This is a genomic window from Zavarzinella sp. (assembly GCA_041399155.1).
Taxonomy (GTDB): Bacteria; Planctomycetota; Planctomycetia; order Gemmatales; family Gemmataceae; genus JAWKTI01.
In genome coordinates, this window is sequence record JAWKTI010000002.1 from 57,974 (window position 1) to 81,532 (window position 23,559).

At 51.1% G+C, this 23,559-nt stretch carries 19 protein-coding genes; 10 read left to right on the forward strand and 9 right to left on the reverse strand.

Features of this window, described 5'->3' with window-relative positions:
- Window positions 1-28: 28 nt before the first annotated feature.
- The 3 genes from R3B84_10290 (at window position 29) to R3B84_10300 (ending at window position 2,580) form a co-directional block, all read left to right on the forward strand.
- A complete protein-coding gene (locus tag R3B84_10290; protein ID MEZ6140948.1) occupies window positions 29-1,351 on the forward strand; it encodes a DUF1501 domain-containing protein in 1,323 nt (440 codons plus the stop codon).
- Between the two features lie 98 nt (window positions 1,352-1,449).
- Window positions 1,450-2,097: a peptide chain release factor-like protein gene (locus R3B84_10295; GenBank protein MEZ6140949.1), complete on the forward strand. Its 648-nt coding sequence runs from the start codon at window positions 1,450-1,452 to the stop codon at window positions 2,095-2,097.
- A 45-nt stretch (window positions 2,098-2,142) separates the two neighbouring features.
- Window positions 2,143-2,580, forward strand: coding sequence for a dual specificity protein phosphatase family protein (locus R3B84_10300; GenBank protein ID MEZ6140950.1), 438 nt, complete (start codon window positions 2,143-2,145; stop codon window positions 2,578-2,580).
- Window positions 2,581-2,738: 158 nt separating this feature from the next.
- Here R3B84_10300 and R3B84_10305 read toward each other — a convergent pair whose 3' ends face one another.
- The 4 genes from R3B84_10305 to R3B84_10320 all read right to left on the reverse strand — a co-directional run bounded on the left by R3B84_10305 (window position 2,739) and on the right by R3B84_10320 (window position 7,463).
- Window positions 2,739-3,110 carry a hypothetical protein gene (locus R3B84_10305; GenBank protein ID MEZ6140951.1) on the reverse strand — a complete coding sequence of 124 codons (372 nt, stop codon included), beginning with the start codon at window positions 3,108-3,110 and terminating at the stop codon, window positions 2,739-2,741.
- A 1,522-nt stretch (window positions 3,111-4,632) separates the two neighbouring features.
- Complete coding sequence (locus tag R3B84_10310; protein ID MEZ6140952.1) at window positions 4,633-6,243, reverse strand: hypothetical protein; 1,611 nt, start codon at window positions 6,241-6,243, stop codon at window positions 4,633-4,635.
- A gap of 152 nt (window positions 6,244-6,395) precedes the next feature.
- A complete protein-coding gene (locus tag R3B84_10315; protein ID MEZ6140953.1) occupies window positions 6,396-6,926 on the reverse strand; it encodes a MaoC/PaaZ C-terminal domain-containing protein in 531 nt (176 codons plus the stop codon).
- A 147-nt stretch (window positions 6,927-7,073) separates the two neighbouring features.
- Complete coding sequence (locus R3B84_10320) at window positions 7,074-7,463, reverse strand: hotdog domain-containing protein (GenBank protein ID MEZ6140954.1); 390 nt, start codon at window positions 7,461-7,463, stop codon at window positions 7,074-7,076.
- A gap of 301 nt (window positions 7,464-7,764) precedes the next feature.
- Between R3B84_10320 and R3B84_10325 the strand changes: the two genes are divergently transcribed.
- From R3B84_10325 to R3B84_10340, 4 genes are read left to right on the forward strand one after another with little or no spacing between them, the layout of a single operon-like run.
- A complete protein-coding gene (locus tag R3B84_10325; GenBank protein MEZ6140955.1) occupies window positions 7,765-9,039 on the forward strand; it encodes a glutamate-5-semialdehyde dehydrogenase in 1,275 nt (424 codons plus the stop codon).
- A gap of 41 nt (window positions 9,040-9,080) precedes the next feature.
- Window positions 9,081-10,580, forward strand: coding sequence for a HEAT repeat domain-containing protein (locus R3B84_10330; protein ID MEZ6140956.1), 1,500 nt, complete (start codon window positions 9,081-9,083; stop codon window positions 10,578-10,580).
- Between the two features lies 1 nt (window position 10,581).
- Window positions 10,582-11,820, forward strand: coding sequence for a hypothetical protein (locus R3B84_10335; protein ID MEZ6140957.1), 1,239 nt, complete (start codon window positions 10,582-10,584; stop codon window positions 11,818-11,820).
- A gap of 49 nt (window positions 11,821-11,869) precedes the next feature.
- Entirely contained in the window at window positions 11,870-13,096 is a 1,227-nt protein-coding gene (locus tag R3B84_10340) for a hypothetical protein (protein MEZ6140958.1), read from the forward strand.
- 9 nt (window positions 13,097-13,105) lie between these two features.
- Here R3B84_10340 and R3B84_10345 read toward each other — a convergent pair whose 3' ends face one another.
- The 4 genes from R3B84_10345 to R3B84_10360 all read right to left on the reverse strand — a co-directional run bounded on the left by R3B84_10345 (window position 13,106) and on the right by R3B84_10360 (window position 17,619).
- Window positions 13,106-14,308: a Gfo/Idh/MocA family oxidoreductase gene (locus tag R3B84_10345; protein ID MEZ6140959.1), complete on the reverse strand. Its 1,203-nt coding sequence runs from the start codon at window positions 14,306-14,308 to the stop codon at window positions 13,106-13,108.
- 109 nt (window positions 14,309-14,417) lie between these two features.
- A complete protein-coding gene (locus R3B84_10350; GenBank protein ID MEZ6140960.1) occupies window positions 14,418-15,794 on the reverse strand; it encodes a folylpolyglutamate synthase/dihydrofolate synthase family protein in 1,377 nt (458 codons plus the stop codon).
- 75 nt (window positions 15,795-15,869) lie between these two features.
- Window positions 15,870-16,712 carry an ABC transporter ATP-binding protein gene (locus R3B84_10355; GenBank protein ID MEZ6140961.1) on the reverse strand — a complete coding sequence of 281 codons (843 nt, stop codon included), beginning with the start codon at window positions 16,710-16,712 and terminating at the stop codon, window positions 15,870-15,872.
- Window positions 16,687-17,619, reverse strand: coding sequence for a DUF1559 domain-containing protein (locus R3B84_10360; GenBank protein ID MEZ6140962.1), 933 nt, complete (start codon window positions 17,617-17,619; stop codon window positions 16,687-16,689). Before R3B84_10360 ends, R3B84_10355 begins: the two co-directional genes overlap by 26 nt.
- Window positions 17,620-17,910: 291 nt before the next feature.
- On the opposite strand from R3B84_10360, the gene ribA reads away from it, so the two are divergent.
- Together ribA and R3B84_10370 are read left to right on the forward strand one after the other, a co-directional pair.
- Entirely contained in the window at window positions 17,911-19,164 is a 1,254-nt protein-coding gene (gene ribA, locus R3B84_10365) for a GTP cyclohydrolase II (protein ID MEZ6140963.1), read from the forward strand.
- A 17-nt stretch (window positions 19,165-19,181) separates the two neighbouring features.
- Complete coding sequence (locus tag R3B84_10370; GenBank protein ID MEZ6140964.1) at window positions 19,182-20,459, forward strand: glycosyltransferase family 4 protein; 1,278 nt, start codon at window positions 19,182-19,184, stop codon at window positions 20,457-20,459.
- Window positions 20,460-20,496: 37 nt separating this feature from the next.
- On the opposite strand, the gene R3B84_10375 is transcribed toward R3B84_10370, so the two are convergent.
- Window positions 20,497-22,305: a hypothetical protein gene (locus R3B84_10375; protein ID MEZ6140965.1), complete on the reverse strand. Its 1,809-nt coding sequence runs from the start codon at window positions 22,303-22,305 to the stop codon at window positions 20,497-20,499.
- Between the two features lie 478 nt (window positions 22,306-22,783).
- Here R3B84_10375 and R3B84_10380 point away from each other — a divergent pair, with 478 nt between their 5' ends.
- Entirely contained in the window at window positions 22,784-23,554 is a 771-nt protein-coding gene (locus R3B84_10380) for a hypothetical protein (protein MEZ6140966.1), read from the forward strand.
- The last annotated feature ends 5 nt before the right edge of the window (window positions 23,555-23,559 follow it).

Sequence of the window (23,559 nt, forward strand, 5' to 3'; positions counted from 1 at the left end):
GTTGTTATGAGCAGTGGGAGATCGAACGATGCGAAATCCAATTTTCTCTGGCAGTTCGCCCAGTCGGCGTGATGCCATTCAGTTGGGCTTAACCGCGCTGCTGGGTGGGGGATTGTCGCGTGCCATGAGCCTGCTTGCTGGCGAACTGGAACAGATAGCCCCACAGGCCAAGTCGTGCATTCTGATTTGGATGGATGGTGGACCCACGCACTACGAAACGTTTGATCCCAAGCCAGATGCCCCTGCAGAAATTCGTGGGCAGTTCAAAACTATTGCCACCAAGACCCCTGGGTGCCTCTTTTCCGAGCACATGTCCAGGCTGGCTGCGATGTCGGACAAACTGGCTGTAGTAAGGTCGATTCGCCACGATCAGGGAAATCATGGTGCCGGTAACCACTATATGATGACGGGTGCTCCCACACGGATTCCCGTGGGTTGCGGGGCGTTTGTCAGCTTTCATCCCAGCTTGGGCTCGGTGGTTTCCCACGAAAAGCCTGCCGCAGGTGGCTTGCCTTCTTATTTTTCGTTACCCAGCATGAGCCGTTCCGGTGGCCCCAACTTCCTGGGTGCCTCGCACGCACCATTTGTGGTGGATGGCGACCCGAACAGTGCCTCATTCATTGTGCGTGATGTAGCCCTACCTGCAGGTATCGCCGAAGCCCGCCTGGAAATGCGAAACGATCTTCGCCGAGAAGTAGATCGCTTTCAGCGGTTGCTTGACAAAACCACTGGTGACCCCGCATTGGCGATGGATGAACATTATCGTCAGGCTGCCGATCTGATGAAATCTCGCCCCGCCCAGGCAGCGTTTGATATTGGCAAAGAAAATGAAAAGACCCGCACGCGGTATGGCCGTAACCCATTTGGGCAACGGGCGTTGCTCGCACGTCGCCTGGTGGAAGCGGGCGTTCCCTTTATCACCATCAACGATGGTGGCTGGGATCACCACACCAAGCTGTTTGAAACACTCTCCAAGCGACTGCCCACGTGGGATCAAACGGTCTCCGCATTGGTCGAAGATCTGGATCAGCGAGGGATGCTGGATACCACGTTAGTGATTGCGTTAGGTGAGTTTGGCCGTACCCCGACAATCAATAAAGATGCTGGCCGAGACCACTGGTCGAATGCAATGAGCGTGCTCTTCGCAGGTGGGGGCATCCGTGGCGGTCAGGTGATTGGTGCCACCGACAAGAAAGGTTATGCCGCGGTCGAACGGGTGCTTTCTCCGGAAAACTTCGCATCGACAATTTACCGCAAACTGGGCATTCACCCCAGCAAAATTGTCTACACACCGGAAGGCCGCCCCACCCACCTGGTAAGCGATGCCACACCGATTAAAGAGTTGATGTAGCCCCATTTTCTCTGGCGAACCCTTCAACAAACTTCGCTATCATAGCTACGTCTGCCGATCTGGTACGGTTTTTTTCTGGGCAGCCTGAATAGTTTCCGATGAACAACGCCGACCAACCTGCCGAAGAATCATTGCCCACATCTGCCGAAGCAGTGGTTTCAGAACCAGCACCTCCACTGGATTTGCCCCACCTGATTGAGCAGATTGTGAAGCAATCAATTCGCCGCACCTGGACAGGGCTTACGGAAGACCAGTTATTGGCACAGTGCCAGGTGGATACCTACCGCGCCAGTGGGCCTGGGGGCCAGAAACGTAATAAAACCAGCTCCGCTGTGAGGCTGCGTCATCAACCCAGTGGCCTGCTGATCATTGCCGAAGAGAGTCGTTCGCAGCACGAAAACAAAGCGAAGGCTGCACGCAGACTCTATTGTGCGTTATTCATTGAAATCCGCGATCCCTGGCCTACGGATCTGTTATTGCCCCAGGTGGTGCAGGCCCACCCCGACTGGTCAAATGCACGCAGCAATGATGGCCGGGCGCATCTGAAAGCAAAAGATCCCCGCTTCTGGCCCGCAATTGGGCTGTTATTGGATCTCATGCACGCCATGGGCAGTAAAGTATCAGATATTGCCACGTTGCTAGGCATTTCTACCGGTAACCTGATTGATCTGCTGCAGGTAGACGATCATGTGTGGCAGCAGGCAAATCGCTATCGGGCAAAACATGGTCTGAAATCGCTGCGATAACCATACACTATTGGTAACAGCACCGTGAACCTTAGGAGAGAAAGAATGTCCCAGCCGGGGAATTTTTCCTGGATCAGCGAGCATGTAGCCGGTTGTGCCTATCCATACGATGTGGAAAGCCTGGTCTGGCTACGCGAACAAGGGATCGATATCGTCATTACGTTGACGGAAGACCCACTGCCCAAACAGGAAATCGATGATGCGGGCCTGATGAGTGTGCACATTCCCATCCCGGATATGCACGCACCAACGGTTGAAGAATTAAGGCAGGCCGTGGGGGTAATTGAAAAAGCAATCACCAATCAACGCAAAGTCGTGGTGCACTGTCGAGCAGGTATTGGCCGCACCGGTACCATTCTGGCAGCCCACCTGATTCAGGCTGGTGACTCCCCACGTGAAGCTATCACGAAAATCAGGCAGCTTCGCCCAGGTTCCATTGAAGTCGTGGAACAGGAAGACATTCTCTATCGTTTCGCCAATTGACGCACCACTTGGATCGATTCGTTCTTACCAATCTGATGTTTCCCTGTTGTTTCTAATGGAATATCGGTGCTCAAGCCATCTTTGCTCGTAAAATGGACAACTCACCTATAGTTCTTTCACGGGCGGGACGCCCGTGCTACAATTACGCTCAAATCCTTTCAACGTTGTGCGATATGCCACAAGACACCAGCGGGATCAACGATGTATGCAATCCGTAGCCCCCAGGGTTGCATCTCAGGTGCCTTTGGGGATGCCACTCCGAAGCGGTTTGGAAGATCCAGCGAAACGATATAAGACCAGTATTCATCAAGATTGTCGACTACAAGTTGCATCATGGAGTTGCTGGCCCAGTCTTCCTGAAAATAACGTTGAAGAATGAAACCACCGCTACCACATTCGAAAATCGCAACTTCACCGTCAAAAGTTATCTTAAATCCAAGGGCTTCATAGAAACGCTTGGATACTTCAAATTCCTTTGTGGGTAGAAAAGGACGAAGCTGTTCAGTTCCAGTTAGCATCTGATTTGGCATCCCGTTTCGAGTGATCACCGCGATTGAGCAGAATTGCGGACGTTGGTACCAAGCGGTTTCTGCTCTAATCGCTGGTTAAGCCGCTTGTGGCCTTCAATCATAGTGTATGCTAAACTGGGTCCCAGTTATCACCGGGTGGTAGGGCAAATTTTTGAATTTAGTTGCCTTTCTCCGCAGCCACTTCGGTACATGGCATGGTGCTTTGGCTGTTCGGTGCAACGACGATCGTGAATTACTGCGTGGCATTGCACATCGTGTTTCGAGTCAGTCTTTGGGTCCACGTGCAGGAAATACGAAGGTTCGTGAATTCCGATCGAAATATGGAAGCACGGTGGGGGATTCGTTGAAACATGCGAGTACTGCGTGGCAAGTCGCGTATGCAAGCGCCATCGGAGTGGTGTCGACAGGATTTGTGTTTAGACTATGAACAATGATTCCAACGCATTCGGAGTTTGGAATATAGCTCAGCGCGTATGCAGCGCCGAAACCTATTGATATTGTGTCAGGCCCATGCTGATCAACTTGTAAATCACCGTCGAGAGTCACGAGCGGGTGGTGGCCAGTACGCGCAACCACTGAAAGCGTGATTTCGGCGAAAACAGCCCAGCCACCGATTTGCTCGGCAAGTCGATATGAGCCAGTTGTAATTGTTGCCATGTTGAAGGTTCTGGCCTCCTGACTGGTCCGCGATTGAGCAGAATTGCGGACGTGGATATGAAGCGATTCCTGTTTTAATCACACACTTAGGCACCTGTAGCCGTCACCTTTACTATATGCTAAATCACGGATTCGTTACCTGGGACGGCGGGTTGATTCACCATTTGTAGACTCGCGATCTTGTCCTCCGTGTGCACGGGATTGTTCTGTCGCATTCTCGATTTGGGTTTGCTTAACGACTGAGACAGTTACAGAATGAGTCGATTCTTGTACGACCAACGACTACTGGGTTCGGTAAAGTACTATGTTGAATTTCTTCTCAATTGCAGCGTGTTTGTAGTGCGAGAATCTATTTGTTCCATTCTCTCGGCAACCACGCTACCAGGGCAGCTATGATTCCGGCAGCAATCAGCACCTCAATCAACGTGATTCGCGAAATGGATCTCTCACGCTTCGGCGATTCCTCGGGATTCGAATTGTGATCCGGCGTTTCGTATGGATTCATTCGCGTCAGGTCACTATTGGGTACTTGCTGACAGAACGGGTCCGCGATTGAGCAGAGTCGCGGAGCGAATACAAAGCGATTCCTGCCACAATCGCTGAAAATACTTATTTTATACTAAATCCCAGACCAGATAAGCCTGTCGCAAGCCAGCGATACGCTGAACTGAGCTTCTTATTTCAAGCGAGCGACGCAGCATCATCAATCAAAACGAACTGCTCATCAATTTGTTGAACTTGCTAGTTGGCTATACTTCGCCAGCAGACAATATGAGAGTCATAAAGAATAATTGGCTGTACGCGAGCGTAATGAGTTGACATGTAATCACGCATGAAACATCTGTATTTCATGCACTTTTATTCTTTACTTGCCGGAACCGATGATGTTCAGGCGGATTGCGCTGGGTTTGGAAAGGTCCACCACGATTGGTTCGCGGGTAATTGCTTCGGCAATATTTCCTGCCAGGTCGCGTGCGGCCATTTTCAGGAACACTTTGTGGGCGGGGAAATCGCTTGGGATTTTCCAGGCATACTGACCCGTATTTGCCACACGTCGGGCACTGGTCGTTCCTACGCCAATATTTTCACCAGGAACAATCGGAATCCAGGGGCCGTTGGGGCTTTCTGCCCATTCCAGCGTCATCGGCTCGCTGGTCAGGTGCTTGTCCGATGCTTCCCAACGCAGAATCAAGGTATTCTGATCGGCCTGGTGGGCATCTGGTTTGTAAATCTTCACGATTGGCAACGTCACATCCACTTCAATACGCAGGTCGGGTGCATCGCCATCTTTCGGTGGGGCCTGGGCCAGTCCTGCCCCACTGTGCAGGATTACTTTTAAGCCGTACGTACCTTCCACCTGTTTGTTTTCGTTCTTTCGCAGATCGATGATCAGTGGGGATTCCGGCTTCACAATTTCGTCCCACTTCGTCCAGGTTTTGCCATCATCTCGAGTAACGTAGATTTCCGCTTTGCCAATACCCGAAGTACCCTTGTTTTCCACATCGTAAGCCAGCTTGAAGCTGGTGGTGTTGATGTGTTGAATCTGGGGCAGGTTTGCTGCCTGAAACCGTGAGCTGATGCCTACTGGATCGGCACTGCCAGGAATCAGCATATCCTGAGGTTCTTTTGGCTTTTCAGTTGGTGCGGGCCCCGTGGCAGGCAGCTTAGGTGCGTCCGCAAAGGTTGGATCGGGGCGGGTATCGTTCCCATCTTTTCCTTTTTTGGGAGTATTGCCCACCAGCAGAGGTGGGGTGACTTCTTCTTTGCCGGTACCAGTTCCGGGTGGAGGTGGCAGCGGAGACAATTCCGGACCAGTCGTCGAAGTACGCACCAGATCGGCAGGAGTAGTGGCACTGACAACGGCGGCAGCAGGTAATTCCTGACTGCTGGATCCACTGTTGCCGGAAACGTCCATGCAGGTAATCCGCACGCTGACGGCGGCACCGCTGTTCACGTTGAACATGGTGGTACCTTCCAGTTCCGGACGCACCTGCAGGGCTTGCCAGGTGGCACCATCATTGCTGTATTCCATGCGGAAACGTGACCAATCGGGGTTCTTTTCCACGATTTTCCAGCCCACGGTGATGCTGTTGCCTTTGCGTTCTGCATTTTGAATGGCAACAACAGGCTTTTTGGTATCAATCAGCAGTTTCAGGTCGGGTGCGGCAGCGTAGACATCGCGAGGCAGGCGATCCCCACGGGTGCTGACCTGCACCATCGTAAACCAGTATTCCCCATCAGCACCCGCACGGAATGGAAAAAACTTATCCGTTTGCGGTTTTGCCACCGCATATTGATGCCAGGTTCGACCCAGATCGGGCGAAACATACAGGATCATTTCCCGTAAAGCAGATTCTTTACCAGGTACATAATTGATTGGTAATTTAATTTCCGCCTGATTGGTTGGAACCACTTGCTGTGGTGCCTGACTGGGAAGCAGCATTGCACCGATCAGCGACCATGCACTTAAACTCATTTGAAAAATCCCCCACGATCGAAAGCAGGTACGCTCAATCCCCCGTGGCAGCGCACCTTCCGGCAATTTGAGGGGTGAATACTTGTAAAAAAGGAATCCTACAAGTGCAAAAGATGGTAATTTTTACCAAAAATCAGCGTTATGAGATAATCTCAGGAAGCTTTGGGTGCCACTTCTGGAACGGTCACTGGTTCAGGCGAGCCATTTTTACATGGAAGTGACATCAGTACCTTCGCACCACGGCCTTCGACAATGGTCACTATTTCGCCTTGCTGTACGATCCGATCATCCTGATTCAGGACAATCCGCTTCCATTTGATTTCGCCCCGACGACCACGGCCACGAACCGTCTTGTCTACCACCTGTGCCTTCAGGCGGAGGGTATCTCCGATGTAGACCGGTTCAGACATCAGCCACTCTCCGACGCGAAGAAAAGCCAGGGTTCGCATCGGTGGGCAGTTCAACCCAAGGCCGCTGGCCATGGTGAACACCAGCAATCCATGCGCAATTGGCTGCCGAAAAGGTGTGCTTTTGGCGTAAACATGGTCCATGTGGATGGGATTAAAATCTCCACTGATACCAGCAAAATTGACGATGTCCGCCTGGGTAACTGTCCTGCCCACGCTTAGCCATTCCTGCCCGATTTCAACATCCTCAAAATATAAATGAAAAGAGGAAAACAACGGTGGAAAATCTCCGGTAAGAGTGCTGGCGGTCTGCAAATGTTTTGTTATTCTAGCAGGCGTGAAAAGTGCCACGCAGAAAATAATGGATTCTTCAGAACTTTTTGCGTTTCGTGGGGCATGTTGTACTATCGGCATGCCCCCATGTTACGATTGCGGGTTAATTTTCATCGGGTGGCGTTCGCTGTCGATCCCCACGTAGACCACTTCAGCTTCAGTTACATGAATTTCTTTTCCGGTGCGTTCCGCAATCACGTCAATATGCACCGTAATGGAAGTTTTGCCCACGCGGGTGATCCAGGTTTCAAACCGCATCACATCGCCCACGTAAACGGGTTCCTTAAACTCGACGCGGTTGAAAGCCACTGTGACAAAGGCGATTTCAGGTGAATTTCCAAACGCAATCGATTGCCTGCGTGCGGCAATTGCCCCTGCCATGTCGATATAGCTGAGGATTACCCCACCAAAAATGGTACCATGAGGATTGGTGTCGCTAGGCATCATCACCACTTGAATGGCGATATATCGTTCTGACATGGCTGTTTCCTGCAAAGTTTACCACGTTCATGTTACAAAAACAAACGCACGTGGGTTGCAAATCGATTAATGGCAATAATACAATACAGCAATATTGCGAAATGCCGATATTGTTAAAACGCAATATTGCTTGCAAATAGCTCTTTCAGGCCTTATTTCTTACTCAGCTTCACTATTTTGTTCGCGCCACCTGGCTTGAATGCTCTCTTTAACATCCGAGCAGCGTCTTTTGAAAACTTTTCCATTGGCGCGTTTTTCAAGTACCATTATTGATGACAACTTGCTGAAAGGATGACGAACGGTGACTGCGACGACCTCTCCAACTACTGAGGCCTGGGAAAGCTGCCTGAAAATGGCACAGAACGCCCGCACGGCATCGCGGGTTCTGGCAACCTGCACACGGTCGCCGAAAGATGCCTGGCTACTGGACTGTGCGGCACAACTGGAATTGCAGAAAGACAGAATTATTGCCGCAAACCAGTTGGATCTGGAAGCTGCCACAGAATTGCCCACTGCCATGCGGGAACGCCTGAAACTGAATGAATCCAGATTGCAACAAGCAGCAGATTCACTGCGTCAGGTTGCCCACCTGCCCGATCCGGTGGGCCGGATCCGTTCTGGCGAAACACGCCCGAACGGGCTGCAGGTGCAGAAGATCACCACACCACTGGGGGTGATTTTCTTCCTCTATGAATCTCGACCGAACGTAACCATCGATGCCGCAGCACTTTGCGTCAAAAGTGGCAATGCCGTTATTCTTCGAGGTGGGAAGGAAGCACTGCACTCCAATCATTGCCTCCATCAGCTAATGGTGGAACGATTACCCCTGTTTGATCTCCCACAGGATGCGGTGCAACTGGTGACCAGTTCCGACCGCACGCTGGTCAGCCATTTTCTGCAGATGGACCGCTATATCGACCTGGCGATCCCACGTGGGGGCGAAAGTTTGATTCGGCGGGTGGTTTCTGAAGCAAAAATGCCCGTTCTGAAACATTATCTGGGAAACTGCCACGTGTATGTGGATCGAGCCGCACCACTTCAGATGGCGGAAGAAATCATCATCAATTCCAAGTGCCAGCGACCAGGTGTTTGCAACGCCATGGAAAGCCTGTTAATCCACGAAGATCTTGCCGATTCTTTCGTTTCGAGAATTGGGGCAAAACTGCGGGAGCACAATGTGGAAATCAGAGCTTGCGAAATCACGAAAAACTACCTGTCTTATGCCACGAATGTGACAGAAAGTGATTATGCTGCTGAATTTTGCGATTTAATCGTGTCGATGAAGGTAGTGTCCAGCATTGATGCGGCGATCGATCATATCCGGCAATATGGTTCTGGCCATACGGAAGCCATTGTCACAATGGATCTGGCTGCAGCGAACCATTTTGTCCGTTCGATTGATGCCTCCGCAGTGATGGTCAATGCCAGCACTCGCTTTAACGATGGCTTCGAACTGGGTTTGGGTGCAGAAATCGGTATCAGCACCGATAAGATGCACGCACGCGGGCCATGCGGGCTGGAAGAATTGACGAGTTACAAATACGTGGTGACCGGAAACGGGCAGATTCGCAGTTAAGAAACTGCCACTGCATTCTCCGGATTTAAAGGAATGCAGTCATGTGGGTCGAAACGCTGATTGGCACCATCCTGACGGTCAGCGTGGCAGGGATGCTTTGGCGCAGACGTGTTCGGATGAACCGCCAGCCCATGTGGCAACCGCGGCACTCCCACGCCCACTTATTTGAACTGAGACAGTTGATTCCACCGGCGAGTGTCAAAACTGTTGGGAATCTGTTAACCATTGGTCTGCCACTTGGGCATAGCCGTGCAGGGAAAAAGTGTATGCAAGAACTGCGAAAACTTTGGGACCAGGCCGATTATCTGGGCGCGATTCAACTGCTGGAGGAGCAACTTCAGCAGGTACCGTCCGGCGATGCCATTGAATCCAGCAGATTCCTGGTGGACCTGGCTGCAGCAGCTAAAATTATGCAGATCAACGAAGCACTGCCCATGTTATTGGAGCAGTTCGATCGCGTCTGTACAGAATTGAAGCCGGAATATGCTGCAGAACTGGTGGGCTTTGTCGCATTTGCAGAATACCTGCAGTATCCGACGCGTAATGAATGTCGCTATGCCATGCGTGTGCTAAAGATTGTTATGGAATCTGTCCGTCGCAATCGACTACCGATGAGCATGTACGCGGATGCCTACTTTGGAGATGCCATTCGCCGCTTATGCGAACATTGCCCGGAGTTGGTTGATCCGTTGGTGATTCAGTTATTTGTAGAAGCCCGTCGACATGCCCGCCGGGTATTCCATCAACATGCCACGTTCCGAGATGATCCCGCCCGCCGTCAGCATGTGCGCTGGCAAATTGCCTACCTGCGGGATAGCGAATCGCTGATGGCAGAATATCTGCACGATATTTCTCAGGAATTGCCTTTTGCATTGGAAGAGGCCGCACCAGAGAATCGGTGGGATATTCTGGAATGCTGCCTATTACTGCGTGTTGATGTCGGCCTGCCAATTATTCAATTGTGGGGAGAGCTGAATTTTCAACAACAGTTGAAAGCCATTGAAGTGCTGTCGTGGTCCAAAGATGCAGAAATCCGCACCCACCTGGTGCAGCTTGCCAGCAGGGCGGTGCAACAAGGTTCGCCAGAGGAACAACTGGCCTGTGCCGCAATGAAATCGTTACAAAATTATCCTTGCGAACCAGTAGAACGATTGCAGATTCATTTCCTGGACAATGGGTCCAATGAAGCCCGCGTGGCCGCACTGGAAAGTATGGGCTGGCACGAACCGATTCTCCGAATTGATACGCTGTCGCGGCTCAACCATTTGAAGCAACACAAAAATCCAAGGGTACGTAAAGCGGCATTGGCTGCCTGTGCCCGCCTGGGTGAAATTGCAGCACTGAATATTCTGCGGGAATCGCTGCATCAACCTGCAGCGATTGCAATTGATGCAATCCGGATGATTGCCAACGAGGGGATCAGTTGGCTCTGGCCGGAACTGGATGAATTGACCGAATCGGACGACATGGATGTCCAGATGGAAGCATGGGAAGCTGTGGAACGCTTACGCGAGCAGTTTTTACCTCTTGCCATCGACTGATATGACTTCGGATCGTGCACCACCGTTGCCTATGCGATATCCAGTAACCTGGTGGACCAATGCACGCACCTTCCAGCAAAATTATTATCTGTACTGGTTGTCGGCCGTTGCTTTCCAAAACTGGCTGCCCCACGTGGGGGAAGAGCAGACAAGCCAAATATTCGGCCAGCCATTTGATCATTGTGGGGAGCAAGGGATTCTGCTTCGCACACAATTCTCTCTGGATGCAACCAATCTGACGCTCCTGGGCACTTCCAGTGGGCGTTTCCCCAATATTTTTCTCCCGCCTGGGTTGATGATTCCCCACGTGTTGTCCGCAACGTGGCTCGATCAGCAATTTCAGCGAGATTCCGACGAACTTTTGCTCGTCCAATCATGTGAACCGTGCCAGATTCTTCGCCTGACAGCCAGATTTCAGCCAGTCCAGCAGCTTGCGCAATACACCGCACCACCCGTAGTGGCTCATCAAACCCGTGCGTGGGACACAATAGAACTGCAGACCTTTCAGGAATTGCACCCCCACCCGGTGGTCAAGGTTGAAGTCGAAAATACAGCACTCGTTGACCCACAAACAACAATTGTGACATCGAGCTCTGCCACTCTGGGTGGGTACATCTCAAAAGCTCGCAGACTATTGACAGGCTTGTTCGCACATCTATCGTTACGCACCAAGCCAGAACCCGACCAAGCGAGTACCGCACCAACTTTTCTGAAAATCGGAGACGAATTACCGAAAAACGGAAGTAGTACATCGATTCTCCATCATTGCGAACACAGCATTGCCGTGCGGGAGTTTGCCACTTTCGGTTCCGTACCAATCGCCGATTGGGTCGAACTGGCAACTGCTTACGATGCATCACAGCAATATGAAGAGGCAGCAGCTATCTGGCAGTGGGTACTCTGGAAAGCACCCCGCCCTCATGCTGCCTGGGCCTGGGGTTGGCTGCGGGCAGAATCGAAGGCACTTTCCCATCTGACCAGTCTGCAGGACGTGACAAAAGTACTGCAATTGAAGGATAATCCGGCTTCCGCCAGGCAACTGGCGGCACTGCTTACCTGGACATCGCTGCAACCCACGTTTCCTGCGACAATTCAGGCAAATATCGGGGAATTCGCAAGCTGCTGGCAAGACATCAAGCACATCTGTCTGCCAAAGCAATCTGGCTGGCAGAACATGCCCTCCAACAGATCGTGGGTCAGGATGACCTGTTTCTGGCACGCACCAACGATCTGTTGTTGAAACGTTTTCGCACAGATGTTGGCACTTTGCAGGGGATTTTCCAGAAATCATGTGCTATCCCAGCCTGGATAATCGGAATGAAATGGCCAAAGCCCGCTCCTGGCTGGTGCAGCACCGCGAAACAGTACAAATGTGGTATCAGCAGCAACAGCCGCACTGCCAGATTTTTCGGAAACACTTACATATCAAGAACTTACAGAAAGTTCCTGACCAGACTCCTGCGATGATCGACCTGCTGTTTGCCTGGGCATATGCCAAATCCGGTGCCCACGATCAGGCGGGGGAATTATTCGATCAAACATTTGTGCAAATAAAAGATAGTTTATGGTTGCGAAGTCTGGCGACGCAATTCCAACAGCAGATCGGACAAATGCAGGTTTCGCACCCCTCGGTGCAACAATTGGAACCCACCACCAGTGCAGAACAGTATGTAGCGCAGCAATTTTGTGAGAATTCGCTCATATTCAGGCCCCACCCTGGACCCAATGCATACCAGCAATTTCTGGATTCGTATCGCGGTGGGACTCATTGTAAGGTAGAAAAAGACCGAACAGTTGAGGAATTGCTCGCACAGATGCAGTCCTCCCCAGCGTTGCTTGAAAGTGGGGAAGCAAAATGGCACCTGGAATCGATGATTCGCAGCATTCTGCACTCAAATAATCCGACACTGATTCAGACGACCGTTAGATTATTTGCAAAATACCACCGAACATCGAATGTACCTTTTGTCTCGTATATCTACTGGTACCATCTGTTACAAAAACTGCAGCAATTGCAATTAACTGACGAAATCCAAAAACTGGCAGAAGTTGCTAACGGCTGGCATGTACCCACAACGGGGCGAATATCACGCAGGAAGATGGTTCCAATTCTGGAAAAACTTCAGATGAAACTGGTGCTGTCAGGATTTCAGGATCAAGCTGGTTTGCATACCCTGTTGCAGGCGGTAAAACTGGTTCTGCGTTCTACGATGATGTCGATCATAAGTCGTCTGAAACTGAGTTGTTGTTATCTGCTGGCCATGCACCAACTGCCCAAAAATCTTGTTAGCTATGAAATAGAACAATTGTTGAAAATGCCCGATTTACTCCCCACCAATGGGGTCACTGATTTGTATTTTTCATTTGCCACATACCAGCTTGTCGAAACGGCCATGGTGGTGTTAACAAATCAACCACAAACTGACCTCGAAGACCCGCGACGATGGCAGGCAACTGCCGAGCAGGAAATACTGCGAAGAATTCAGCAGGATACGAATCGCCAACTTCATTCCTGAAATGAAAACTCAATCGGCCTTCGGTACCCACTCTGCCGAAATCTGGTGGGTGCGTTTGTGCTTCAGGATTACTTTGGTGCGGCCGTCGGGCATTTTTTCCTGCTTAATCAAAAAATGATCCTCATCAAAGTCCTTGTGGGCGGAAATGGCAGGCACGCCCGTTTTGCCTCGCCAATGTTCCAGATCAATTTTCTCCCACTTTCGGCTCTGGGTAGAGTAATAGGCACTGTCCAGAATCGCATTCACCACATAGCCATCGTAAAAAGTTTCCATCGGCTCGTTGCCACGTTCCAGACAGTCAAACATATCGGTAAACATGTCTGCATACCCCAGTGCGGTTGCCTCATCTGCCACGGGGAACAGCCAGCCGCCGTTGCCTTCTGCCTTTTCTGCCACGTAGTCCTGGGTGCCTACCGCGGTAAACATTTCTGTCCCTGTACGTAACCAATGATTCAGCCAGATGGTGCCATCCGTTCCGACAATCTCATCACGTAGATCCATGCCACCGCGGAAAGACCAACTGACTTCAAATTGGCCGATTGCACCATTTTCGTAACGCACCAAGCCAATGGCATGGTCTTCGGCTTCAATGGGGTGCACCTGGGTATCCGCCCAGCAGCTCACTTCAACAGGCCGGATTTCTTTCCCGATGAAGTTCCGGGCGATTTCGATGCAGTGGCAGCCCATATCAATCATCGCTCCCCCACCTGCTAATTGACGATCCCAGAACCAGTCACTGTGGGGGCCGGGGTGGGTTTCGCGGGAACGCACCCACATAATGGTGCCCAGGCTGCCCCGCTGGACGGCATGCAGAGCATTTAAGGTTTTGGGTGTATAGACCAGATCTTCCAGGTATCCGTGAAAAACACCCGCTTTTTCCACCGCTTCCAACATTCTGCGTGCCTCTGCGGCGGTGCGGCCCAGTGGCTTGGTGCAGAGAATTGCTTTTCCAGCGTTTGCAGCAAGCAGCACCGCTTCTTCATGCAGGTGGTTGGGTAATGCAACGATCACCACTTTGGTATCCGGATGCTCAATGGCGGCCTTCATGTCGGTAACCACCGTAGGAATGCCCCACCTGGTGGCAAAAACGGCACCTTTTTCAGCAGAACGCGAATAAACCACGTCTACCCGGTCTCGACTGCGTTTCCCATGCAGTGCCTGGGTATAAAAGCCAGCGATAAAGCCGGTTCCCAGCATCGCGATACCATTCATGATTGGTCCTTGTTTACAAGTGAAATGTTATGGTAGGATTCCTGTTCCTCGCAGTTTTGCAAAAATGGGGCCGGATTACAGGGCGGCTAGCGGTTTCCGCTGAATTATTTTAGTGGTCCCTGGCACCTGCCCCTTTCAGGACGATACTTCGAAGTTCTCCAGCGAGAAAGACAGAACCGGTAATACAAATGAAATCTTTCTCATTCGCCAGGTGCCGTGCAGCCTGCCAGGCGATGAGAGGATTATCATGAATTTCCACGTTCGTGGCACCCGCCAGGGTAAAGATCGCTGCCAGATCGCGGGGACTGGCACTGCGGGGATTGCTTTGGTACGCACAAAGGTGAATCGTGTCGAAAAATGTCACCAACACCTGTGCCATTCCAGCCAAATCTTTATCAGTTGACGCAGCAAAAATGAGGATTCGATGAGAGCCTTCGCTACTACGTAGGTACTTTGTGGTCAGCGTTTCAATCAAATAACGCACCGATGCCACATTGTGGGCAGAATCCACAATCACAACCGGTTGATCGTTCAACTGTTCGATACGGGCAGGCCAGTGGGTGTTTGCCAATCCCTGACGAAGTGCCTGATCTGAAATTGTCAGCCCACGTGCACGCAGGCATTCAATAGTGCGAATCACCCCTGCCGCATTCATCACTTGGTGCGTGCCGGAAAGTGATAAATGAATATTTGTTAATGAATAACCGGCTGACGAATAATCGAAGGTTGTTTCAATTTTTTGTACGTGCCCTTCCGGCAGAGGGATTTCGCACCGATTGACGAAGACCAGAAAATCCCGCCCCAGCATCGACAACGGAGCCTTTTCCGCAAGTGCAATTGATTCAATGACTTGCGACGATTCTGGATCGTTCGCCAGTGCCACAACGGGAACTCGTGGTCGGATAATGCCCGCTTTCTGATACGCGATTTCTGCGAGCGTGTTGCCCAGGATATTGGTATGGTCGTAACTGATACTGGTGATGACAGAAACGATCGATCTACAGACGTTTGTGGAATCAAATCGCCCACCAAGGCCCACTTCCAAGACCACCAGGTCAACCTGGCGGTAGAGAAAATGCAGCATCCCCAGTGCGGTAATCACTTCAAAAAAGGTGGGTGAAAATTCGCTGCCGAAGGTATCCATCTGAAGCACGGCATCGCGCAGGGTGACCATTCGCGTGCGGAGTTCATCCTGCGAAATTAGTTCGCCATCCACCTGTATCCGTTCGCGAATATCTTCCAGGTGGGGCGAAGTGAACAGCCCCACGCGATAGCCCGCGTGCTGCAGCACCGATGCCAGCATTGCCGCCGAAGAACCTTTCCCTTTGGTGCCAGCAATATGAATGCACCGCAGCCGCAGGTGGGGGTTGCCTAGCAAGTGCAGCAACAGTCGCATCCGATCCAGTTTCAGATCGCCCAGGTGGGGCTGTCGGCGTTCGTAATCGATCCGATGATACCAAAACTGAATCGCTTCTTCGTATGTCATCAGGTGGGGCCGCCAAAATTACATTTTTTCACGCAACCATTGTCCGAAATCATGATGAGAGAGGCAATTAAGCAATTAATTCAACAAAGAAACCAGTTTTTTGTCTCGCATTTCCACCTGACGGCGAAAAGTTCTGGCGAACTCCCCACTGTGGGTAACACAGATGAAAATCGATTGTTCCTGTTCGTGCAGTTGAAAGAGCAGATCAGTGATCGCACCTGCGGAAGCCTGGTCGAGGTTACCGGTGGGTTCATCGGCCAGCAGCATGGACGGTCGATGGATCAATGCCCGGGCAATTGCCACCCGCTGGCGTTCCCCACCCGATATTTTTGCTGGTGAATGGGTCATCCGGTGGGCCAGACCGACTCGTTCCAGCAGGTTCGTGGCCCGCTCCTGAAAATCTTTCCGGTTCCCATCCCGCGCAACCAGCGTGGGCACCAGAACATTTTCCAGCACGTTGCATTGCGGCAACAACAAGTGATCCTGAAACACAAAACCAATGTTTTTATTGCGGAACTGGGCCAGTTTCGGTTCGTCCAGTTGAAAAGGGTTCGTGCCATCGAACAGCACTTCCCCACCATCAGGCTGATCTAACGTGCCAAAAATATGCAACAATGTGCTTTTCCCGCAGCCAGAGGGGCCCACAATCGACAGCGATTCACCAGAAGTCATCTGCAAATCGACATCCGCCAGAATTTCCAGTCGGCTTTCCCCACTTGGGAACGATTTGGTTAACCCTTTTACTTCGAATTGCATCGCACTCCCCACCAACAAGACGACATGGGGATAGTTTAGGAGTAAATCGAAAAATGCCTGCCCGGAACTATGGCGTTGAGGGGCGAGGGCATTCAATTGGGAAAAATGTAGGCGATGAAAACGGGCAGCAGGGACTTTATTCGTTTTGGAAGACTTCGCCACCAGAACGGGAACCAAGTCCGTTCCATACCTGCAAGGTGATCGCATTGCGGAAAAAGCGAACTGAACCATCTGCCAATGCCCCGTTCACCCCACCTGTGTGGCGGCTGCGGGCAGAGACATAGTTATTGCCAATTGTCTGTGCCGCACATGGGGCACCTGGGATAGCAATACAATAGGTTTGTACATTGTCGCCCACCGTGGTATTCGGGCCGTAAAGTGTCGATAAGGTGGTACCAGCATGCACGGCATTCCAGATCCGCCCACGCACATCGTGAGCCGTTGTATCTTTGGATTGCAGGATTTCGCTGAACATCAGCGTATTGGAGGTGCCATCCGTAATACCAGCCATCGAAGTACGACTCCGGCCATAGAAAATACCATTCAGGTTCAATCCGTGGGGATCACCAGCGGGGGTAGCAAAGCCATTCCCGTGGACAGCCAGATAGCTGGTATGCAACCCTTGCATGTTTCCTGGAACGGTGGCTAACTTTGGTGCATTCCCGTCGGAAGGACATTGCAGTGTGGGAATGTTAGCCGTAGCAAATGTCTGCAGATAAGTGTAAGCCGTGGGTGATACCAGGTGGGCTTCAAACTGAGCACTCATTGCGTTCTGTTCCATGTAGGAAAGCAACGGCCCCACCCAGCTACTGCGGATGTTGTTCACCGCACCTGTGGGAATCGGCCAATACCCCTGGGGAACGCCGGAAGGAAATACACCGTGCACCCCTTCGTAATTGTGTGCAGCAAGACCTAACTGTTTCAGGTTGTTGGTGCACTTGGAACGATTTGCTGCTTCGCGCACTTTTTGTACCGCAGGCAGCAGCAGACCGATCAAAATGGCAATAATTGCAATTACAACAAGTAACTCGATCAGTGTGAAACCTGACCTCAAACTTCGAACCTTCATCAAACAATCCCCTAATATGAAATGGGATAAGGGAAAAAAGACTCCTATTACACTTCTAATGAGTAACTGCAAATGACGCAAGCAATCTTCTTGGAAAAATCGCGAAAATTTAGCAAATTGCCAGCAAAATAATGAGAAAACAATGAATATGAAATTTTGTTCATAGTAATAATTTTGGTAACCACTGAAATCCGGTTTCAATTGTGCAGGCCAACACTCTGCTTATCGTTTGATTGTTGCTTCTGAGAACTTTGGCTGTCGCGGTGTCCTTCTGCGGTCTATAATAAGTGCATGGATACTACAGAATTAGATTCAAACCCGTTCTGCACCATCGACGAAGCCCTGGCTGAGCTGCGTGCTGGCCGCATGATCGTATTGGTGGATGATGAGCACCGCGAAAACGAAGGAGATCTGGTTGTCGCTGCGGAAAAAGTGACACCAGAAATCATCAACTTCATGATTCGCAATGCCTGTGGACGGCTTTGTCTGGCGATGTCGGAAGAAATGTGCCAACGCGTGGGCCTGCAACTGCTGCCTGGGGTGAATCTGGATCCTTCTGCCACGCCATTTACCCACAATTTTGATGCTCGCTACGGCATTACTACAGGTATTTCAGCATTCGACCGGGCAAAAAGCATCCTGACTGCCATCGATGATAACGCCAATCCCACCGATCTGGTGTTTGATAAAGGCCATGTGGATGGTTTACAATCACGCGACGGTGGGGTGCTGGTGCGTGCAGGCCACACCGAAGGCAGCGTCGATCTGGCAAAACTGGCTGGCTTCAAACCAGCCGGGGTGATCTGCGAAATTGTTCGGGAAGACGGGCACATGGCCCGACTGGGCGATTTGCGCGAATTCTGCCAGAAGCACGACCTGAAAATGTGCACCATCGCTGAATTGATTAAGTACCGCCGATCGCGCGAAAAACTGGTGAAGCGGGAAATCAGCTTGAAACTGCCCACCCACCTGGGGACATTTGATCTGTTTGCCTACTCTTCGATCGTCGACAGTGACCTGCACGTCGCCCTGACTGTGGGTGATATCGGCGTCGAAGTCGATGGAATCACACCGAAATGTGCGGAACCGGTACTGGTGCGTGTCCATAGCGAATGCTTTACTGGTGATGTGCTGGAAAGTGCCTTGTGCGACTGTGGTTCTCAGTTGCATATGGCTCTACGGCAAATCCTGGAAGCAGGCCGGGGGGTGTTGCTCTATATGCGGCAGGAAGGCCGTGGGATTGGCCTGTTGAACAAGCTGAAAGCGTATAAATTGCAGCAAGAAGAAGGTCTGGATACGGTAGAAGCAAACCATCGCCTCGGTTTTGCAGCTGATTTGCGACATTACGGTATCGGTGCCCAGATTTTACGCGACCTCGGCGTGCGTGAAATCCGCCTGTTAACAAATAACCCCAAAAAAGTGGTTGGCCTGGAAAGCTATGGCTTGCGAATTATTGATCGGGTGCCGATTACTTCTGTAGCCAATCCCCACAATGAACGCTACCTGCAAACCAAGCGGGACAAGCTGGGACACATGTTTGAATAATCCGGGCGTTCGCTATTGTGAAAATTGCGTACCTTATTCATCGTTTCCCACCCGCAATTGGTGGTGCGGAACGCTGGCTGGAATTACTGGCCCAGTATGGTGTGCAAGCAGGTGATGAAATTGATGTCTGGACCACCACCGCCAACAAATTAGAATCTTTTCAGAAACAGCACTCAAATGAACTTTCCAGTGGCACCATGGTTCAGGATGGTGTCACCGTCAGGCGTTTTCCCCTGATCCGGTTTCCTGGCCGGAAATATCTGCTGAAAGCAGCATCGCTGGCTCTGAAAACTACTCGTTGGGGTAGTGTGCTGGCACCTTATAACCCAATCTGCCCAGAAATGTGGCGGCAGGCAGGCTCCCACTCCAATCGTTCAAATTATGATCTGGTGCACGCATTTGCTTTTCCGTTTGGTTTCATCATGGCGGCTGCCCACCGTCTGTCGCAACAACAGAAAATCCCACTGATCATCTCCCCATATCTACATCTGGGCAACCCACAGCAGCCCCACAATCGCATTCGCCGTGCCTATACCAGCAAATCACTGGCCTGGTGGCTGCGTCAGGCAGATTGCGTTCTTGTTCAGTCTTCACTGGAGCAGGCTGCGGTGCTGGAAATGGGTGTTGCACCAAAGCGAATCCGTCGCACTGCAGTGGGTGTGCCACCACTGAAAGAAACAGGAGATGCGGCACGCTTTCGGAAGCAATACGGGATTTCCTCTACCGCAAAACTCGTGGGGCATCTCGCCACGTTAAGTGAAGAAAAAGGCACCGTTGACCTGCTTGATGCCTTTCGATCTGTGCATATGCAAATACCTGATGCTATTTGTGTGCTGGCGGGACCATCCACCAGCCAGTTTACGAGTAGATTTCCACCGGATTCCCTCCCGCCTTGGGTGAAAATGGTGGGAGTGCTGTCCGAAGAACAGAAAAACGATTTCTATGAGGCAATTGACCTGTTTTGCCTGCCATCCCGCAACGATTCCTTTGGAATTGTCTTTCTGGAAGCCTGGCAGCACGCAAAACCAGTGATTGGGTATCGAGCCGGGGGCGTGGCAGACTTGATTTTGCACGACAGCGATGGATTTCTGGTGGAATGTGGCGATCTGAACCAACTTGCAGAAAAAATCGTGCAACTACTTACCAAAAAAGAACTTGCGGCGAAATTTGGCAAGTCCGGTCAGGCCCGCGTCGTGCGTGAGTTTACCGCAGACCAACGTCTGACGGAAATCCGCACGATACAGCAGGAAATACTTTGGCACGAAAAGATTCAATTTGGAAATCAAACGAATTAACAATAAGGCAGGCGTCTGAATATTGAAACCCACCCTATTACTTCGGGGCAGTTGAGTCCCCACCTGCAGGTGGGGTAGGATCTGTTGGTTTTGGTTCTGGAGTTGGTTCTACAGGTGCCGGTGCTGGTGGAGCAATTTCATCAGCGGGTGCTGCGGGCGTTTCTGGCACCGAAGCAGGTGTGCTGGAAACATCCGGTACAGTTGAAGGCGCCGGAGCCGAACTTGCCACCACAAATTGTTCCACAGGTGCCGGTGCTGGCGCTGGGGCAGGAGTCGGTGGGTTCGGAAGCGGTGCCGGTGCTGCCGGTGGAGGATCCAGTGGCTCATCGTCGATGTAGACTTCGTCCATATCGGTCTCATCCACCCGTTTCCGCATCAGCAGGTAGACCTGGGTGGCTGCTGTCCAGAAATAACTGTAGCTGAAACCGATTGTCAGCATGAATACGAGGGTAATCCAGAAGCCCACCATGCCGGCACCCATATGGTTGTACCAGGCAAAGTCTTTCATGTAGGCTTTCGCCGCTTCGGGATTGATGTATTCGCCGTCATCGTTGATGGCTGCGGGACTGCCTTCGGTGAGCAGTTGTTTCCAGCCCAGCGATTCCGGTGTGTAGACGCACAGATATTCTGGCGAACGGTCAGCGCCCCAGGCAGGGAACTTGGAAACGCCCCACTTGGCAAAGAAGGCGGTCAGCGAACCAACAAGTACCACGAAAAATACCAGAACTGCACCGTACACCAATGCACAGAGGCAATACCAAGCATAGTGCCATGGTGATTCATAAACGTAGTTGTATGATCGGCTGAAGGCGTCAAATGTATCGCTGCCTTCGGTAGACAAGGTGGGATACATCAACGGATAGCCCACGAGACCCAAAAAGAGCAACGTAATTGCCAGGCCACCTGCCAGTGGCAGGAACCAGAGCAGACCGTCAATCAAATCACCCAGCAGTGGAATCCAGTGCAGGACACCAAACAGGATGCAGCAGATCAGCACAAACAGAATCAGACCAAATGGCAGTGCGGGTGAAAGCAGATAGGAGATGTACCGTTTCCGGACATAACGAACTGCTTCTTTGATGCCCCCCACATCTTTGTGGGACAATTGCAGCACAGCCATACGAGTGATGATGCCGCCAAAGAAGGCCCACACTACTAACAGCCAGGTTACCAGACCTGCCAGATAGATGTAGACCCAGAACGAGGCACGCGAATCGAAACAATACACTACTGGGGTGACCATTTTCACGAGCGGTTCCATCAGGTTGGGAACCTGACCACCCAAAAACCAGACAAATACCGACTGGCGTTGTTCATAAGTTCCAGTGACAGTTGATTTCATCACATAGAAAGGATTCGGGCCACGATCATCGGCCCAGGGCATATAGCGGTATCGCCCACCAAAACCTTTTGCCAGATCGTAATTCATTGATTTCGAATCTGGGTGCTGCGACAGGTACCATTCGACGTAGCGTTTTGTGGCATCCTGATTCCCACGATTGGTGGGGCCAGCCATTTCGTACATCATCGCCCAGGTTGCCAGCCGTTCCTGATAATCTTTTTCAATTTTTACCAGGCGTTCGGCACGCAGCTTTTCTGCATCCTGGCCGTCTGGAACTTCTTTGTAGGAACTGGCTACTTTTTCGCGATCCGGCACCGACCAACTGTGGTAGAAAATGACAGAAAGCAACCACCAGCCCAGGGCGGTAACCAGAATGCCAATCGCAGCAACGAATAATTTGCCTGGATTCAGTGCAACCAGGAAAGTGCGAAAGATGGAAGTCCAGCTCGCTTGCGGTTTTTTCCAAGCGGGAAATCGCTGACTCCCTCCTCGATCCTCGGTCATTCTCGGCCCCTTATCTGTTGTATCGGATGGGTGCGCAGGGCATATGCCTGCGATTACGCGTCACAAAATGCAATTATAGGACACGATCTCTACCCGGCAATCACACGATTTATGCGAATTTTGTCGAATCTGCGGTATTGAGACTGGTTTCAATTCAAAGTGTACCAGAGAAGTTTTCGTAAATATTACCTTTCGGGTGCAGTGGGAATCTTCCTGCCATAGAATATCCAAATACAAGCTAATCCTGGTAGATCATCGTGCGGATACTTCTCTCTCTTGTTGCTTTCATCATTTTTTCACATTTGCGGATTTCAGCTGGTGAACTCTTTATTGTCAGTTGGAATGTGGAAAACCTCTTTGATACCGTGGACGACCCCAAAGTAGAAGGGGATGAAGAATTCACCGGGAGGCCCCAAAAAGTGGGATAACGAACGGTACAACCGCAAATTACGCAACCTCGCACGCGTGCTTGACAGAAATGAACGATGGGAAAGGGCCCGATATTGTGGGTGTGTCGGAAATTGAAAACCGCACCGTGCTGAAAGATTTAATTAACGCGATGGAACGCCTGAAGCGAAATTACAAAATTGTGCATCAGGATTCCCCCAGTGGACGCGGGATCGATACCGCAATTATTTACGATGCAGACAAAGTAAAACTGGCCAAAGAACAGTTCCATGCCGTGCCAGTCGAGCGAAAAGACACCCGCGACATCACTGAAGCCGAATTTTTACTGAATGATAAACCTTTCTGGGTGTTCATGAACCACTGGCCAGCACGCAGTAATCCTGAAGAAAATCGGATTATTGCTGCCAAAACCCTGCGAAAGAGAGTGGATGAGCTGTTGGAAAAAGACCCCAAAGCAGATTTTCTGCTAATGGGTGATTTCAACGATTACCCCACCAACGATTCGATTGTTAAGAACCTGCGTGCTGTGGAAGAGAAAGAAAGCCTTCCTGCAGGTGCACTCTACAATACAATGTGGCCAATCGAACGGGCAAAGCGTGGGACGTATGTTTTCCGCAACAAGTGGGAAATTATCGACCACATCATCGTTTCGCCTGGGATGCTGGATGACCAGCACCTGACCTGGAAGGTTACGCGGGAATCGGCCTTTCCTTACCAGATTTTCACACCGAAAGACGACAAGCAGATTCCACGCCCAAATCGGAATTTTTCAGGAAACATCTACCACAGTGCGGGGATATCTGACCACCTGCCTTTGGTTTGTATCGTCCAATATCGATAATTGCA